Here is a 16,131-nt window from a genome sequence, read left to right as displayed (position 1 = left end):
ATCCTGCGGGGGGACATCTCATGGGCGAAATTCATCCATTTTATCAGGCGCATCGCGGCGCAATGGAAGCCGCCATGCGCCAGCGCCTCGATCTTGCCGAGACGATGTTGCGCGAACGCGCGCATCTCGCGGATTTGGACAAGGTCAGACAAGATGTGATGGATGAGTTCGAAATCGTACTCAGCCAAATGCCTTATGTCGGTGGTGCGGCTAGCCGCATGAGCGACTTCTTTGTGCGCTTGATGGGCTTTATGGCTATCGGGCGCGTGCTCCGGCGGCATGGCGTTGCTCTCCCAATAATTGGCGATATAGAGCGAGAAAGTTACAAGGCTCAATTGCTGACCGTGCCGAAGGCCGAACGGCTCGCTTCGGGACGTCAGTTCATGTCTCGGGAGAACCAATCCTTACTCCGCGAGCAGGCAGCAAAAAGCCTGGCGAACGAATATCCAGAGGATTTTGTCTACGATTTCGTCGAGCCAGGGCCCGGCGACAGCTTTGAATTCGGTATCGATTACAAGGCTTGCGGCTTCTGCAAATTCGCCGCTCGTCACGGAGATAAAGAAATCCTGCCGCACATTTGCGGGCTTGATTTCGAAGCCTATGCAACGCGCGGGATCCGCCTGGAAAGGACACAAACGTTGGCTGGTGGCGCGAACCACTGCAATTTTCGATTCTCGCGGCTCCCGTCGGAGCAGGACGAAGCGGGCGCACCATAGAGACTGTCCTCGGCGTCGATGGTGGCTAGGCGCGGGGTACCACCGTTGCTCCCTTTGCCTTGAGCGCCGCGAGAATACCCGATGCACCGGTGAGAACACCGAGAGGAAACAGAATGAAGCGTTGCTCATCGGCCTGCTTCGTCATCAAATCGAACGCACGTTCAAATGCAAGGTTTCGCAGCCGGTCGCTCTGGTGAAACTGCGACGACGAGATAACACCGTGGCGCTTCATGTCGGCTGTGAACCGCTCGATCTCCTGCGCTCTGCGCTGGCGATAAAGCTGCTCCAGATAACCTCCAATCGGGCCGAAGCGGTCGCGAAGGTCGAGGAGATAGGAGATGCCCTCATCACCGATGCCGCCATTCAACGTCGCCAGGTCCGGCGGCTGCCAGGCTGATTGTACATCCGGTTCCGACAACAGTTGATCGATCGGCTTCTGCTTCGCCCGGGCGTGATCGACGATGGTGCCGCCAGCTGTGATGTCGGCATTGTGGCGCCCTTCTCCTGCAAGTAATATCATCGCTTCGATACCGGAGAGTTTGTCGGCGAGGGAAGCCACCGCCGAGGCCGCCAGCAGTTTTCGGAGTCGCTCGGCGGTTCGAGGTGCGACGACCTGCAGAATCGGCTTGATCCGGTCGCGGTCGAGATCGACGGTCGGAAATTTGATGTTCCCCGGCATGTCGAGAACAACGCGTTGACAGTCGTCAACCAACGAGATTCCGTCGTTGATGATCTCCGGCGTGACCGCCGCCGCAACTCGATCGTAGCCAAATAGCACCGCGCTCTGGCGACCGGGCGGGCTCACCGTCCAGTACAAGGCAATCTGGTCATCCGACGCGCGCACCTGACGCGAGACCAACAAGCATCCCGTAGCGATTAACAGGGCTCTGCGACCGATGATCATGGCGATCTCCGGAATTAGGCAACCTGTTATCGCAACGCCTGACGATCTTTCGCGTTCCCTCAAATCAAATGTGACAGCTCGAAGACGAGGTTCCAACTGCGAATCGGCTGAAGCGATTATTGAGCTGTGGCGAGTTGGCGCGGCTCGGGTGCGGTGGCCGTTTGCGCAATCAGCCGCTTCAATTCCGGAATGCAGGAGCCGCAATTGGTGCCCGCTTTCAGCTTGGCGCCGATGTCCGCCGCCGAACGCGCGCCGCCCGCGATGGTATCGCAGATGGTGGTGCGGCCGATGCCAAAGCAGGCGCAGACGATCGGTCCGGCATTGGCCAGGCCGTCCGTCGATTTGCCCGACAGCAGCATGCGGCGCTGATCGTTGCTGAGCGTATCGGCGGCAAACAGCCCTTTCACGACGTTCCAGTCGCCGGCATCCCGCGCCGGTCCGATGAACAGGCAGGTCTCGATACGGTCAGCGGCGAACGACGCCGCGCGATAGACGCCGCCGCCAAAATCCTTGTATTCAGCGAGATCGTCGCCGGCGATCGATCCGAGCCAGGATTGCCAGTCCCGGAGATCGGCGTTGTCGGCGAGCAGATAGCCATGGCCGCCATTGACGGCGACGCGCGCCCACCAGGCGTGCGCAGGCAACTCGAGCGGCGTGCGCGACAGCGCGAAGCCGCGGAATACATATTCGTAAGGCGTGATCGATACCGGCGTCGCCTTGTTCTCGGGCTGGCCGGAGAACGGATCGGTGATGGGAGCCACCAGCGAACCGACCCGCGCGCCGGTGGCGTTGGCCTCGCTCCAGTGGATCGGCGCGAACAGCATGCCGCGCTGCTGGCGTTCGCTGACGACGACGCGAAGCGTGCACTGCCCGTAATCGGTGGTAACACGCGCGAAGTCGCCATCGGCGACGCCAAACTTCAAGGCATCGTCGAGATGAACCTCAACGAACGGCTCCGGCAGATGCTGGCCGAGCCGCGGGCTCATCCCCGATCGGGTCATGGTGTGCCATTGGTCCCTGATGCGGCCAGTGTTGAGCCGCAACGGGCGTGCCGCTGTGGTCTCGGTGCGCAACGCGGGAATTTCCGGCGCGACAAAGCGAGCCTTGAAATCGTTGGCGAAGAAGCCGCCTTCGGCGAAGAAGCGCGCTTGCGGCTCGGTGCCCTGCCGGACCGGCCACTGCACCGGCGCCATCGCGTCGAAATCGCTGTCCGACAGCGACTGCAGCGCACCGATGTCGAAGTCGCGCGCGCCCTCGTTCTCAAAGGCCGAGAGAGAAGCGTGCTCACGGAAAATATCCGCCGCCGAGTTGAAGCCGAAGGCAGCGCCGAAGCCGAGGCGCCGGGCAACCTCGCTCATGATCCACCAATCGGGCCTGGCTTCACCGGGCGAGGAAAGGAACGCGCGCTGCCGCGAAATGCAACGTTCCGAGTTGGTCACGGTGCCGGATTTCTCGCCCCAGGCCTGCGCTGGCAGCAGCACATGCGCGCCGACGCCGACCGTGTCGTTGGAAACCACGTTCTCGGAAACGACAAAAAGCTCGAGCTTTTTCAGCGCCTCGCGAACGCCGTCGGCGTTCGGCAGCGACACCGCCGGATTGGTGCCCATCACCCACAACGCCTTGATCTCGCCGCGCGCGATCGCCTCAAACATCTGGACCGCCTTCAGCCCCTCATGGGTGGCGATGCGCGGCGCCTTCCAGAACCGGCGCACGCGATCGATATCCGGCGGCGTGAATCCCATGTGGGCGGCGAGCTGGTTGGCTAATCCACCGACCTCGCGTCCGCCCATCGCGTTGGGCTGCCCGGTCAGCGAGAACGGCGATGCGCCCGGCTTGCCGATCCGTCCCGTCGCGAGATGGCAATTGACGATGGCGTTGACCTTGTCGGTGCCCTGCGCCGATTGGTTGACGCCCTGCGAATAGAGCGTCACCACGCGCGGCGTATTGGCAAACATCTGGAAGAATGCCGCGACGTCCTGCTCGGCGAGACCGGTCGCCAGCGCGGTGGCCCCGACGCTGCTCGCGATGCTGCGCGCGCGGGCGATGGCGTCGTCAAAGCCGGTGGTGTGGAGTGCTATGTAGTCGGGATCGAGCGCGCCGTTATCGGCAAGATGCACCAGCAACCCGCTGAACAGCGCCGTATCGGTGCCCGGCTTCAACCCCAGGAACAAATCATCGTCACCGACGGTATCGGTCCGGCGCGGATCGATCACGATCATCCGCGCGCCGCGCGTCTGCTTGTTGGTGAGCATGCGCTGGTACAGCACCGGATGGCACCAGGCCGCGTTGGAGCCGACCAGCACCAGAAGATCGGCCTCGTCGAGATCTTCGTAGCATCCCGGCACCGTGTCGGCGCCGAAGGCGCGGCGGTGGCCGGCGACGGACGAGGCCATGCAGAGCCGCGAATTGGTGTCGACATTGGCGCTGCCGATGAAGCCCTTCATCAGCTTGTTGGCGACGTAATAGTCTTCCGTCAGCAACTGGCCGGAGAGATAGAACGCGACCGCGCCCGGGCCGTCGCGCGCGATGATGTGCTGAAAACGATGCGCGACATGGTCGAGCGCGTCGCTCCAGGCCACCCGCTCCATGGTCCCCTTGCCGCAGCGGATCATCGGATAGAGCAACCGGTTGGTCAGGCCGAGCGTCTCGCCGAGCGCCGATCCCTTCGAGCACAGCCGGCCGAAATTAGCGGGGTGCTCGGGATCGCCTGATATCGCCGCCCCGCCCCGCCCGTCCGGCGTCGCCAGAATGCCGCAGCCGACGCCGCAATAGGCGCAGGTGGTGCTGATAGCGCGCAGGTCGGGATCGATGGCAGTCATGGCGGCAACCGGATCATGCAGCTTCCGAACGGATCGCGAGCGAACGGCCGAACATCATGTCGGCGCGAATTCTTTGCGTCGGCTGCCGCGTGCGGATCAGTTCAAGATACCAGAGCGCGTCACCGACATCGCCGATCAGGACCGCACCGGTCAATCGCCCGTCCGCGATCACAAGCTTCTTGTAGGTGCCGTGATTGATATCGGAGAGCACGATGGTCTCGCTGCCGGCACCGCCGATGAAATCGCCCGCCGAAAACACGCTGACGCCGGAGACTTTCAGGTTGGTCGCGACGACGCTGCCCGCGTAGGAGGCCTCGCGGCCCGCGAGGTGCCGCGCCAGCACCCGCGCCTGCTCATAGGCGGGCTCAACCAGCCCATAGCAGATACCGCGATGCTCGGCGCATTCGCCGATCGCAAACACATCCGAAGCGCCGGTCTGCAGATGGTCGTCGACCATGATGCCGCGGTTGACGGCAATGCCGGCGTCTTTCGCCAGCGCAATGTTCGGCCGGATGCCGGCGGCAAAGATCACCGCATCGGCCTCGATCCGGCGGCCATCCGCCAGTTCGACGCCTTCGACACGTGTCTCGCCATGGATGTGCGCGGTGTTGGCGTTGAGCAGGATCTCGATGCCTTTGCGCTCAACGAGGGATTTCAAAAGTTCGGCCGCGGGAGCATCCAGCTGGCGCTCCATCAGGCGGTCCATCAGATGCACCAGCGTCACCGGTGCGCCGGCCTTGGCGAGCCCATAAGCCGCTTCGAGGCCGAGCAATCCGCCGCCAACCACCACCACGCGCTTCTTCTGCGCCGCCAGCGTCAACAGCAAATCGACGTCCCGGCTGTCGCGGAACGTATGGACGCCCGCAAGGTTAGCACCGGGTACATTCAATCGCAGCGGCGACGAGCCCGTGGTCAGAACCAGTTTCGAGAACGGAATGCTCTCTTCGTTTTCGATCTTGAGTTCGCGGCGGCCGACATCGATCTCGGTGGCGACGCAGCCGTATTTCAAAGTAACCCCGCGGTCACGCCACCATATCGCGGGCCGGAGCTCGATATCCTGCGAGGCGGTCTCGCCGGCGAGCACCGACGACAACAGCACGCGGTTATAGGCGAGCCGCGGCTCGTCGCCGATCACGGCGATGGCGTAGCGGCCCAACGCCACCTTGGCCAATTCGTCGACCAGACGGGCAGCGGCCATGCCGTTACCGACGATCACCAGCGGTTCGCTCACGGCATCCTCCTGCCTCTTCCAAAGCCCCGTCACGAACGGGACGAGGCTGACAAGCCTACGCCGCCTCGACGAAGCGATGCCGCTCGTAGAGGAATTCGAGCACGCGCTGCCGGCACTTGAGGTAGCCGGGGTTGGTCGCGAGCTCGAGCCGCTTGCGTGGACGGGCCAGCGGCACCTCCAGCACTTCGCCGATTCTCGCGCTCGGCCCGTTGGTCATCATCACGATGCGGTCCGACAGCAGCACGGCCTCGTCGACGTCGTGCGTGATCATCAGAATGGTGTTGCCGAGCTTCTGGTGCAGCGCCATCACCGAATCCTGCAGATGCGCGCGGGTCAGCGCATCGAGCGCGCCAAAGGGCTCGTCGAGCAAAAGCACCTTTGGCTCCATCGCGAGCGCGCGCGCGATGCCGACGCGCTGCTTCATGCCGCCGGAAATTTCCGACGGACGCTTGTCCTTGGCGTGGGCCATCTGCACCAGGTTGAGATTGTGCATGGTCCAGGCGTCGCGCTCGGCGCGGGTCTTGGTCGATGAGAAGACCTTGTCGACACCGAGCCGGACGTTCTCATAGACCGTCAGCCAGGGCAGCAGGCTGTGGTTCTGGAACACCACAGCGCGATCCGGTCCCGGCGAATTGACCTCGCGGTTCTCCAGCAGCACGCAGCCCTGGGTGGTGTCGGTGAGGCCGGCGACGATGTTGAGCAGCGTGGACTTGCCGCAGCCGGAATGGCCGATGATCGAGACGTATTCGCCCTTCTCGATCGTCAGGTTGATGTCCTTCAGCACCTCGGTCGTGGCGTTGCCGCGGGTGAAGGTCTTATCGATGTGGTCGAGCTTCAGATAGGCCGGCATGACATGCTCCTTCAGTTCAGCGCGGTGCCGCGGGTCACGATCTTCGCCAGTCCCGCGATCAGGCGGTCGAGCACGAAGCCGATGATGCCGACATAGAACAGCGCCAGGATGATTTCGCTTATGTGCGAGGAATTCCAGGCGTCCCAGATGAAGAAGCCGATGCCGACACCGCCGATCAGCATTTCTGCCGCGACGATCGCAAGCCACGACAGGCCGATGCCGATGCGCAAGCCCGTAAAGATGTAAGGCGCCGCCGCCGGGATCATGATCTTCCAGAAAAATTCCAACGGGTTGAGCTGAACGACCGCCGCGACATTGCGGTAGTCCTGCGGGATGTTGCGGATGCCGACCGCGGTATTGATGATGATCGGCCACACCGAGGTGATGAAGATCACGAAGATCGCGGAGGGCTGGCCGTCGCGGAACGCGGCGAGCGACAGCGGCAGCCATGCCAGCGGCGGGATGGTGCGTAGCACCTGGAACAGCGGATCGAGCCCGCGCATCGCCCACACCGATTGCCCGACCAGCGTGCCGAGCGCGATGCCGACGATGGCGGCAATCGAATAGCCGTACGCAACGCGCTGGAGTGAGGCGGACAAGTGCCAGAACAGACCCTTGTCGATGCCGCCATTGTCGAAGAACGGATCGAAGATCAGTTCCTTGGTGTCCGCGAAGACACGCGACGGCGGCGGCAAGGTCGAGCCGGTGCGACGGCAGACCAACTCCCAGAACAGCATCAGGAGCGCGAGCACGACCAGCGGCGGCACGACCCGCGCCGCGGTCTCTTTCGCCATCTTGATGTACTTCTCGGCACGAGGCGCCTGCTTCGGCGTCATCGTCACCACTGGTGCCGTCGCAGTCGGCGACGCGCTCGGAATGGCCACCGCGGTGGCTTCGGCTTTGATCGCGGGCATCGACATTGAAAGTATATCTCCGTGTTCAAAAAGCGGGCCGCTCACATCCAGCGCGCGGCCCGGGCTTGATCAGACATCAACACGCTTGATCGACAGCGACTTCAGATACGCAGCCGGGTTTTCCGGATCGAACACCTTGCCGTCGAAGAAGGTCTCCTTGCCGCGCGACTTGGAGGTCGGAATCTCGGCAGCGGAAACGCCCATCTCCTTGGCCGCGTCGCGCCACATATCCTCGCGGTTGACCTTGGCGATCAGCGCCTTGCTGTCGAAGCCCGCTTCGTATTTGCCCCAGCGGATGTCCTCCGTCATGAACCAGAGATCGTGGCTCTGGAACGGATAGGAGGCATGGTCGCGCCAGTACTTCATGATGTGGGGCGAGTTCTCGACGACCTTGCCGGGAACGCCGTAGTTGAACTTGCCCTTGGCGCGATCGGCGATGTCCTCGACCGGACAGTTGATCCACTGGCGCTTGCCCATGATGGTGGCAAGTTCGTCCTTGTTCTCCATCTTGTCGGCCCACTGTTGGGCCTCCATGACCGCCATCAGAATCGCCTTGGCGGCCTTCGGATTCTTGTCGACCCACGCAGCCCGCATGCCGAGCGATTTTTCCGGGTGCTTGCTCCAGATTTCGCCGGTGTTGATCGCGGTATAGCCGATGCCCTGATGAACCAGCTGTCCGGGCCACGGCTCGCCGACGCAGAAGCAGTCCATCGTGCCAACCTTCATGTTGGCGACCATCTGCGGCGGTGGCACGGTAATGGTCTCGACGTCCTTGTCAGGGTCGATGCCGCCGGCGGCCAGCCAATAGCGGAGCCAGAGATCGTGGGTGCCGCCGGGGAAGGTCATCGCGGCCTTGACGGATTTGCCGGCGGCCTTCTTCTGCTCGAACACCGCCTTGAGCGGTGCCGCATCGACGCCGACCTTGAGGTCGGCATATTCCTTGGCGACCGAAATACACTGCGCATCGAGATTGAGCCGCGCCAGGATGTACATCGGCGTCGGCTGATTGTTCTGCGTCACCTTTCCGGCCGAGATCAGGTAGGGCATCGGGGTCAGAATATGCGCGCCGTCAATGCCGTTGCCTTCCGAACCGAGCACGAGGTTATCGCGCGTGGTGCCCCATGACGCCTGCTTCTGCACCTCGACGTCAGGCATGCCGTATTTGGCGAACAGGCCCTTGTCCTTGGCCACGAACAACGGGCCGGCATCGCTGAGCGCGATGAAGCCGAGCTTGGCGGCCTTCACCTCAGGGCCCGCGCCTTGCGCGAAAGCGCCGGCGGGGAAGTTCAGCTTGGCGGCGGCGAGCAATGCTGCCGTGCCGCCGGTCGCCTTCAGGAGCTGGCGGCGGCTGAAACCGCGGCGTGAGGTTGGATTGGTAGGCTTCGTCATGGGTATCGCTGTCCTTTGCTGCTCTGGTCAGGTGCGTTTGAAACGGGGCCGTCCGTCTGGTGTCACCGCGCAAGGCGCAGAAGGGCGCGTTCCAGGGAGGCCCCGGAATGGCGGCGTCACGATTCGGATGAGTGGTCTCAAGGGACGGCATCAATGGCGTCAGCACTAGCTATTCAAGCTTCGTGCCAAGCCTCGTGCAGCGCAAAAAACTTACTGATATCAGTATATTGCCGGACAATTGCCGTAAAAAACGGCAGCGATCAGGAACCAGTCACAGCTTTTCAAATTTGCGATTCGCTCAAATCTTGTGCGGCGCACAATATTTGAGCAGGGTGTAGGGCGCCCTGGCTTAAGCGTCCTCGGTGGCCTTCGCCGTCATCGGTTTCGGCGCACTTCCCTCGCCCGGCTTCATCCGGAATTCGTAGATCATGAGGTGCCACGGCGTGGTCGCCGGCTTGCCGTCCGGCATCGTTGGATCGGTCCGCTTTTCGATCTTGGCGACAAGCTCGTCCTTGACCCCGAACACCACGTCGGAATCGAGATATTTGTCGCCGTCCATGAAGACATGCGTGATCAGCGGCTGGTAGCCGGGTGCGTCGACCAGGAAATGCACATGGGCCGGCCGCATCGCGTGGCGGCGGGTCTGCACGATCATCTCGCCGACCGGCCCGTCGGTGGGAATGGGATAGCTGCACGGCAGGATGGTGCGGAAGAAAAACCGTCCGTCGGCGTCGGTGATGAAGCGCGCCCGCGACGACGGCCCCTGCGTCGCATAGGTAGGCTTCTGGGAGTCATAAAAGCCCTCATCGTCGGCGTGCCAGACGTCCACCGGCACGCCTGCCAGCGGCTTGCCCGCGAGGTCGGTGACGCGGCTCTGCACGAACATCCGCTCGCCCGGCAGCGCGGCCGAGATATCGGTGCCATGCGGCGTCACCTTGTGCTCGCCGACATAGAACGGGCCGAGCACCGTGGTCTCGGTGGCGCCCTCCCGCTCCCTGTGGTTGACGGCGTCGACCAGCATCGACACGCCGAGCACGTCGGAGAGCAAAATGAACTCTTGACGGATCGGGGTACATTTCTGGCCGGTCCGGGTCAGGAAATCGATCGCATATTCCCATTCCTCGAAAGTGAGATCGGTCCTGCGGACATAATCGTGCAGCGATTTCACCAGTTCCTGCAGCAGGAATTTGGCGCGCGGATCTGGCGTATCGTCGAAGCTGCGGATCACGGCGGCGGTCAGTTCGGTCTCGTTGAATTGAGGCATTTGGGCTGTCCTGCGGGGTACGCGATGGCTGGCGCGAGCTTACACCACCGCCCCGCGCCGGGTAAGCACGGCCGGTTGGAACAAGGCGCACTTTTCGGCTATCAAGGCCGCATCGCAGCCGGAGATCAGCGCCGATGTTAGCCCCTGCCCCCGCCTCGCCCGAGTCAGCCGGAATGTCCCAGGCGGCGCTCGACCGTCTCGAAAATCACCTGAAGCAGCGCTACGTCAACGCCGGCCGTTTCCCGGGGACCCAGCTCCTGATCTATCGCCGCGGCAAGGTCGTGCATTCGAGCGTTCAGGGCTTTGCCGACCTCGAACGCAAGGTGCCGGTCAAGGACGACACGATCTTCCGCATCTATTCGATGACCAAGCCGCTCACGAGCGTAGCCTTCATGATGCTGGTCGAGGAAGGCCGCATCGCGCTCGATGAGCCCGTGCACAAATACATTCCGGAATGGAAGAACCTCGGCGTGTTCGTGGCCGGCACGCACCCGGCTTTCCTGACCCGCCCGGTGTCGCGGCCGATGCTGATCGTGGATCTGCTGCGCCACACCTCGGGCCTGACGTATGGCTTCCAGCAGCGCGGCAATGTCGATGCCGCCTACCGCGAGAACAAGATCGGCGAGGTCGTCAAGGCCGGCACGCTGCAAGGCATGATCAACGACCTCGCAAAAATCCCGCTGGAGTTTTCGCCGGGAGAGGCCTGGAACTACTCCGTCGCCACCGACGTGATCGGCTATCTCATCGGCCTGATCAGCGGCAAGCCGTTCGAGCAGTTCCTGAAGGAGCGGATCCTCGATCCACTCGGGATGAACGACACCGATTTCTTCGTGCCAAAGGACAAGGCGCATCGGTTCGCGGCGTGCTATTCGGCCGATCCGCAAGGCGGCTTCAACCCGCTCGCCGCCGAGCGCAATGGTACGCTGACGCTGCAGGACGATCCGGCGACGAGCTCGTTCCTGGAGCCGCCTTCATTCATCTCCGGCGGCGGCGGCCTGTGCTCGACGGTGGCCGATTATCTCACCTTCTGCCGGGCGCTGCTCAATGGCGGCGAGCTCGGCGGCGTCCGCCTGTTGGGCCCGAAGACCTTGAAGCTGATGACATCGAACCACCTGCCCGGCGGCGTCGATCTGCCGGCGATGTCGCGCTCGCTGTTCTCGGAAGCCGCCTATAACGGCATCGGTTTCGGGCTCGGCTTTGCCGTCACCATGAACCCGGCGCAGACGTTGATCGCCGGCAGCCCCGGCGAATTCAACTGGGGCGGCGCGGCGACGACCTCGTTCTTCATCGACCCAGTGGAAGAGCTGATCACGATCTTCATGACGCAGGTGCTGCCGTCGAGCGCCTATCCGTTGCGGCGCGAGCTGCGCACCATGGTGTATGCCGCCATCACCGACAGTAATCTTTGAAGCCGGGAAGTCCGGACGCGAGGGCAAGCAATCCTGGAACCCGGCGCTTTGTCGAGAGCGGGTTTACATCCCTCTAATATCCTTGGCGAAATTCGGCGGCTTCTCCTATGCTTTGACCGATTGGCGCCGACCCGGGGCTTGCGTTGCCGAAACCTTCATTGCCAGTGCGTCTCGCTCTTCTGGTCGCGGGAACCACGCTGCCGCTGATTATTTTCGCGGGCGGCCTCGTCTACAACAATTACAAACAGGACCGGCAGAATGCGACCCAACGGGTGCTCGAAAACGTGCGCAGCATTCGCCTTGTGCTCGATTCGGAGATGCAGCGGATCACCGGCGCGCTCCAGGTGTTGTCGCTGACAAACGCGCTGCGCGACGGGGATTTCGAGGGATTCCGCCGCATCGCCCAGGGCTTCCTCGACCAGTATGGCGAAGGCGGCGTCGTGCTGGTGGCGGACCGCGAAGGCCGCCAGCTGTTCTCCTCGCTCACATCGGACACCACAAGCCTGCCGCTTCGCAACAACCTCGGCATGGTCGAGAAGGTTTTTGCGGAAAAGAGGCCGGTCTATTCCAACCTGTTCTTTGGGTCGGTCAAGCAACGGCTGATCGTGACGGTCGAGGTGCCTGTTGTCAGCGACGGCGAGGTGCTCTACGATATCTCCTTCAGCCCGCCGATCGAGATCTTCCAGGCCATGGTCGAGCAGCAACGGCCGAGCAAGGACTGGACGATCTCGATCTTCGACGGCGAAGGCACCAATTTCGCGCGCGTGCCGAACCCGCAGGAGACCATCGGCAAGCGCGCATCGCCCTCGCTCTATGCGGCGATGTTCCAAAATCCCGAAGCCACCGTGCCGACGATATCGCTCGAGGGCGTGCCGCTGATTACAAGCTTAGCCCGCTCCTCGCTCACCGGTTGGACAGTTGCCGCCGGCGTCGCCGAGAGTTCGCTGGTCGCGCCGCTGTGGCGCAATCTCGCGATCACCAGCGTGATGGGCGCCGTTCTCCTGATGGTCGGCCTCGCCTTTGCGGTGCGGATGGCGACCCAGATCGCCCGCGGCGAGATGCTCCACAATCTCCTGATCGAGGAGCTCAACCATCGCGTCAAGAATACGCTCGCCGTCCTGCAGTCGATCGCCACCCAGACGTTCCGCAGCGCGAGCCGGGCGGAGCGCGAGAAGTTCGAGGGCAGGCTCGGCGCGCTGGCGGAGGCGCATAACCTTCTGAGCCAGGAGAAGTGGCAGGGCGCGGAGCTGCGGGAAGTGATTGCGCGAGTGCTGCAGCCCTATCTGCTCAACAACCCGGAACGGGCGCGGATGTTCGGACCGCGGGTTCCGCTGTCGCCGCGGCTCGCCGTGGTGCTGTCGATGATCGTGCATGAGATCGCAACAAATGCCGCCAAATACGGCGCGTTATCGAACGACACCGGCACCGTCGCGGTGGATTGGGAAATTCTCGAAGAAAGCGACGGGCGCAAATTGCGGCTGATCTGGACCGAGGCCGGCGGCCCGCCCGTCACGGCGCCGGTGCAGCGCGGCTTCGGCTCGCGGCTGATCGAGCGCAGCGCTCGCGACCAGCTCGGCGGCGAAGCAACCGTCGATTTCCTGCCGCGCGGCGTGGTCTATACGGTGAGCTGCGCTCTCAACAGGGAAGAATAGGCCGATACGGAGACCACTATTTCAGCATCTCCGGCACGATCAGGCGCGGCAGGAACAGCGAAACGCTCGGCCAGATGATCAGCGCGGCCAGCACCAGCAGCATCGGTATCAGCATGATGACCGTGTCCTTTAGCGCATAGCGCAGCCGCACCCCCGCGATCGAGCAGGCAATCATCAGGCATAGGCCATAGGGCGGCGTCACCAGCCCGAACGCCAGCGAGACGATCGAGATGATCGCGAACTGAACGGGGTGCAGATCGACCGACTTCGCCAGCGGCTCCAGCACCGTGCCGACGATGATGATCGCTGGAATGGCGTCGAGGAAGCAGCCCACCACCAGAAAGCAGAAGGAGATGAAGAAGCCCGCTGCGATCGCGCCCATGCCCCAGGTCGAGACGTTGGCCAGCAGTTCCTGCGGAATCTTGTAATAAGCCAATAGCCAGCCGAAGGCGCTCGCGGTACCGATGCAGAACAGCGCGACGCCGGCGAGACGTCCGGTGTCCAGCAACGCCTTGTAGAGTTGGCGCGCGCCGGTTTCACGGTAAAAGAACGTCGACAGCGCAACGGAATAGAGCACCGCGACGCAGGCGGATTCGGTCGCGGTAAACCATCCCAGCAAAATGCCGCCGACGATAATGAACGGCGTCGTCAGCGCCGGTATCGACCGCAAGATCGCCCACCACATGTCACGCCAGCTATCCTTCGGGTAGGTCGGATAGCCGCGGCGCACGGCATAGACATGCACGGTCGCCATCTGCGCGCCTGCGATCAGCAATCCCGGCACGATACCGGCGAGGTACATCGCGGCGATCGAGGTCGAGATCAGCCCGCCCCACACGATCATCAGGATCGAGGGCGGGATGATGACGGCGAGCACGGCCGATACCGCGGTGATGGCGATGGAGAACGAGAGGTCGTAACCCTCCTTGGTCTGGGCGTCGATGAAGATCTTGGATTGGCTCGCCGCGTCCGCGGTGGAAGAGCCTGAGATGCCGGCAAAGAACACCGACAGCACCACATTGATCTGCGCCAGCGACCCCGGCCAATGCCCGACCATCGAGCGCGACAGCTTGACCAGGCGGTCGGTGATGCCGCCGATGCTCATCAGATTGGCCGTCAGCAGGAAGAACGGCACCGCCAGCAGGATGAACGAATTGTAGGCGTTGAAGGTCTCCTGCGCGAGCGACATCATCGACAGGCGGGGCTCGATCAATAGGATCGGCACGCAGGCAAGGCCGAGCGCGAAGGCGACCGGCACGCGAATGATGAGCAGGCCAACGAAACTCCCGAACAGGACCAGTGCGGCCTCTCCGGCAGAAAGAACACTACCACTCATCGTTTCGCCCCAACCAAAATCCGCGCCTCGTCGACGATCTGTTCACCCGCAAATACGATCCACGTCACGCCGGCCACGGGCCATGCGACATGAATCAGCCAGAGCGGCAGATCGGCCAGTTCCGACGTTCTGTTCCATGCAAATCGCGTAAATTCGCCGCCGGCCCACAAAAACACCAGCGCCAGCGCCAGCACGCCGACGCGCGCGACGATCCGCAGTGCGGCTTCGCTCCGACGCGAGAGGTCGGGCCAGACGTCGATCTCGAAATGCTGCGCCTCCCGCACGCCGACCATGGCGCCGATCATGATGGTCCAGATGAAGAGGAAGCGCGCCATTTCTTCAGTCCAGATGTAGGACGGAATGAACGGCGTGTAGCGCGAGATGATTTGCAGCGTGACCGGAATGACCAGAATGCCGACGCAGGCGGCGAGCAGGATTTCCAGCAATTTTGCATAGGCCGCCGTCGCTCGGCGCCATAGCGACGGGTTCGGCGGCATCGATATTTCAGTCATCATGGCTCCGGAGGGATAGCGATCACCGACGGGGCAAGCCGCAAGGCTTGCCCCGATGTGCTGTCGGTCGGTGTGATAATCCTACGCGACGTTGATCTTCTCGAAGATGGCTTCGGCGCCGATTTCCTTGGCGTAGGTGGCCATCACGGGATCGGCGAGCTTCTTCATGGCGTCACGCTCCTCGAACGGAACGCGCTTGAGCTTGCCGGCCTTCTCCAGCGTGTCGAGCTTGATGACTTCCTCGCTCGACTCCAGTTGACGGCCGTAATCCCCGGCTTCCTTGCCGGCCTTCATGATCGCGTCCTGCAAATCCTTGGGCAGGGTCTTCAGCGTTTTCACCGAGAAGCAGATCGGCCGGATCGATACCGCGTGCTGCGTCAGGTTGAGGTGGGGTGCTACTTCGTAGAACTTCATCGCCTCGACACCGGCCGCCTCGTTTTCGCCGGCCGAGATCACGCCGTTCTGGATGGCGTTGTAGACTTCGTTGTAGGCGATCACGGTCGGGCTCATGCCGACGGCTGCAAACGTCTTCGACCAGATCGGAGCGCCCTGCACGCGAACCTTGAGGCCCTTGAGATCGGCGAGGTTCTTGAGCGGCTTGTTGGCGAAGATGTTGCGGATGCCGCCGCCCGCATAGCCGATCAGGACGACCTCGGCCTTGCCAGCGATTTCATCGGCGACCGGCGCCAGGATGTTCTTCTCGACGACCTTGTTCATGTGCTCGATGCCCTTGAATACAAAAGGCGCATCGATGAACGGCGCCGCCTTGGCGAAGGTCGACATGTGGGCCGGCGAGACAATGCCGTAATCAACCGCCTTACCTTGGGACATGTACTCGAAATACTGCTTTTCGAGGCCGAGCGATGAATTCTTGTGCAGCGTGAAGTTGACTGGCTTGCCGTAATACTTCTTCACCAGCTCTTCGAACCGGGTCAGCGCCTTGGTGAAGGCGTGATCGTCGTTGAACTGCACGGCTCCGTTGAGCGTGACGGGCGTCTGTGCCCTCAGGATCGATGGCATGCCCAGCGCGCCGGCAGCCGCCGTCGCACCAAGGCCCGCAAGTACGGTTCTTCGCTTCATGGTGTTCCTCCCCTGTAATGCCCGTCCCTTGTAAGCGGGACTTTGGCCTGGCCGA

Annotated in this window: 13 protein-coding genes; 3 read left to right on the top strand and 10 right to left on the bottom strand. The window is 62.8% G+C overall.

Annotation, left to right across the window (positions count from 1 at the left end; translation table 11 throughout):
* Positions 1–20: 20 nt before the first annotated feature.
* The gene (locus V1279_RS07910; RefSeq protein ID WP_334434111.1) at positions 21–716 is read left to right on the top strand and encodes an L-2-amino-thiazoline-4-carboxylic acid hydrolase; all 696 of its coding nucleotides are present in this window, start codon (positions 21–23) and stop codon (positions 714–716) included.
* Between the two features lie 25 nt (positions 717–741).
* Here the strand turns inward: V1279_RS07910 and V1279_RS07905 are convergent, their stop codons facing one another.
* From V1279_RS07905 to V1279_RS07875, 7 genes are all read right to left on the bottom strand, one after another.
* The gene (locus V1279_RS07905; protein ID WP_334434109.1) at positions 742–1,620 is read right to left on the bottom strand and encodes a hypothetical protein; all 879 of its coding nucleotides are present in this window, start codon (positions 1,618–1,620) and stop codon (positions 742–744) included.
* 116 nt (positions 1,621–1,736) lie between these two features.
* Entirely contained in the window at positions 1,737–4,439 is a 2,703-nt protein-coding gene (locus V1279_RS07900; RefSeq protein ID WP_334434107.1) for a nitrate reductase, read from the bottom strand.
* A gap of 13 nt (positions 4,440–4,452) precedes the next feature.
* A complete protein-coding gene (locus tag V1279_RS07895) occupies positions 4,453–5,670 on the bottom strand; it encodes an NAD(P)/FAD-dependent oxidoreductase (RefSeq protein ID WP_334434105.1) in 1,218 nt (405 codons plus the stop codon).
* Between the two features lie 55 nt (positions 5,671–5,725).
* Positions 5,726–6,520, bottom strand: a complete 795-nt coding sequence (locus V1279_RS07890; RefSeq protein ID WP_334434103.1) for an ABC transporter ATP-binding protein — start codon at positions 6,518–6,520, stop codon at positions 5,726–5,728.
* Between the two features lie 11 nt (positions 6,521–6,531).
* A complete protein-coding gene (gene ntrB, locus V1279_RS07885) occupies positions 6,532–7,440 on the bottom strand; it encodes a nitrate ABC transporter permease (RefSeq protein ID WP_334434101.1) in 909 nt (302 codons plus the stop codon).
* 63 nt (positions 7,441–7,503) lie between these two features.
* Positions 7,504–8,823: a CmpA/NrtA family ABC transporter substrate-binding protein gene (locus V1279_RS07880; RefSeq protein ID WP_334434099.1), complete on the bottom strand. Its 1,320-nt coding sequence runs from the start codon at positions 8,821–8,823 to the stop codon at positions 7,504–7,506.
* Between the two features lie 349 nt (positions 8,824–9,172).
* Positions 9,173–10,087: an intradiol ring-cleavage dioxygenase gene (locus tag V1279_RS07875; RefSeq protein ID WP_334434097.1), complete on the bottom strand. Its 915-nt coding sequence runs from the start codon at positions 10,085–10,087 to the stop codon at positions 9,173–9,175.
* Positions 10,088–10,221: 134 nt separating this feature from the next.
* Between V1279_RS07875 and V1279_RS07870 the strand changes: the two genes are divergently transcribed.
* Together V1279_RS07870 and V1279_RS07865 are read left to right on the top strand one after the other, a co-directional pair.
* Positions 10,222–11,496: a serine hydrolase domain-containing protein gene (locus tag V1279_RS07870; protein WP_334434095.1), complete on the top strand. Its 1,275-nt coding sequence runs from the start codon at positions 10,222–10,224 to the stop codon at positions 11,494–11,496.
* A 143-nt stretch (positions 11,497–11,639) separates the two neighbouring features.
* Positions 11,640–13,148, top strand: a complete 1,509-nt coding sequence (locus V1279_RS07865; RefSeq protein WP_334434093.1) for a sensor histidine kinase — start codon at positions 11,640–11,642, stop codon at positions 13,146–13,148.
* A gap of 16 nt (positions 13,149–13,164) precedes the next feature.
* Here the strand turns inward: V1279_RS07865 and V1279_RS07860 are convergent, their stop codons facing one another.
* The 3 genes from V1279_RS07860 to V1279_RS07850 form a co-directional block, all read right to left on the bottom strand.
* A complete protein-coding gene (locus V1279_RS07860) occupies positions 13,165–14,484 on the bottom strand; it encodes a TRAP transporter large permease (RefSeq protein ID WP_334434091.1) in 1,320 nt (439 codons plus the stop codon).
* On the bottom strand, positions 14,481–14,996 hold the full coding sequence (locus V1279_RS07855; RefSeq protein WP_334434089.1) for a TRAP transporter small permease: 516 nt from the start codon (positions 14,994–14,996) through the stop codon (positions 14,481–14,483). The genes V1279_RS07860 and V1279_RS07855 overlap by 4 nt, the downstream gene beginning before the upstream one ends.
* A gap of 81 nt (positions 14,997–15,077) precedes the next feature.
* Positions 15,078–16,076 (bottom strand): TRAP transporter substrate-binding protein, encoded by a 999-nt coding sequence (locus V1279_RS07850; RefSeq protein WP_334434087.1) that lies wholly within the window; start codon positions 16,074–16,076, stop codon positions 15,078–15,080.
* Positions 16,077–16,131 lie beyond the last annotated feature (55 nt).

Source organism: Bradyrhizobium sp. AZCC 1610 (genome assembly GCF_036924515.1).
Lineage (GTDB): Bacteria > Pseudomonadota > Alphaproteobacteria > Rhizobiales > Xanthobacteraceae > Bradyrhizobium.
This window is presented reverse-complemented; position numbering and strand designations above follow the sequence as displayed.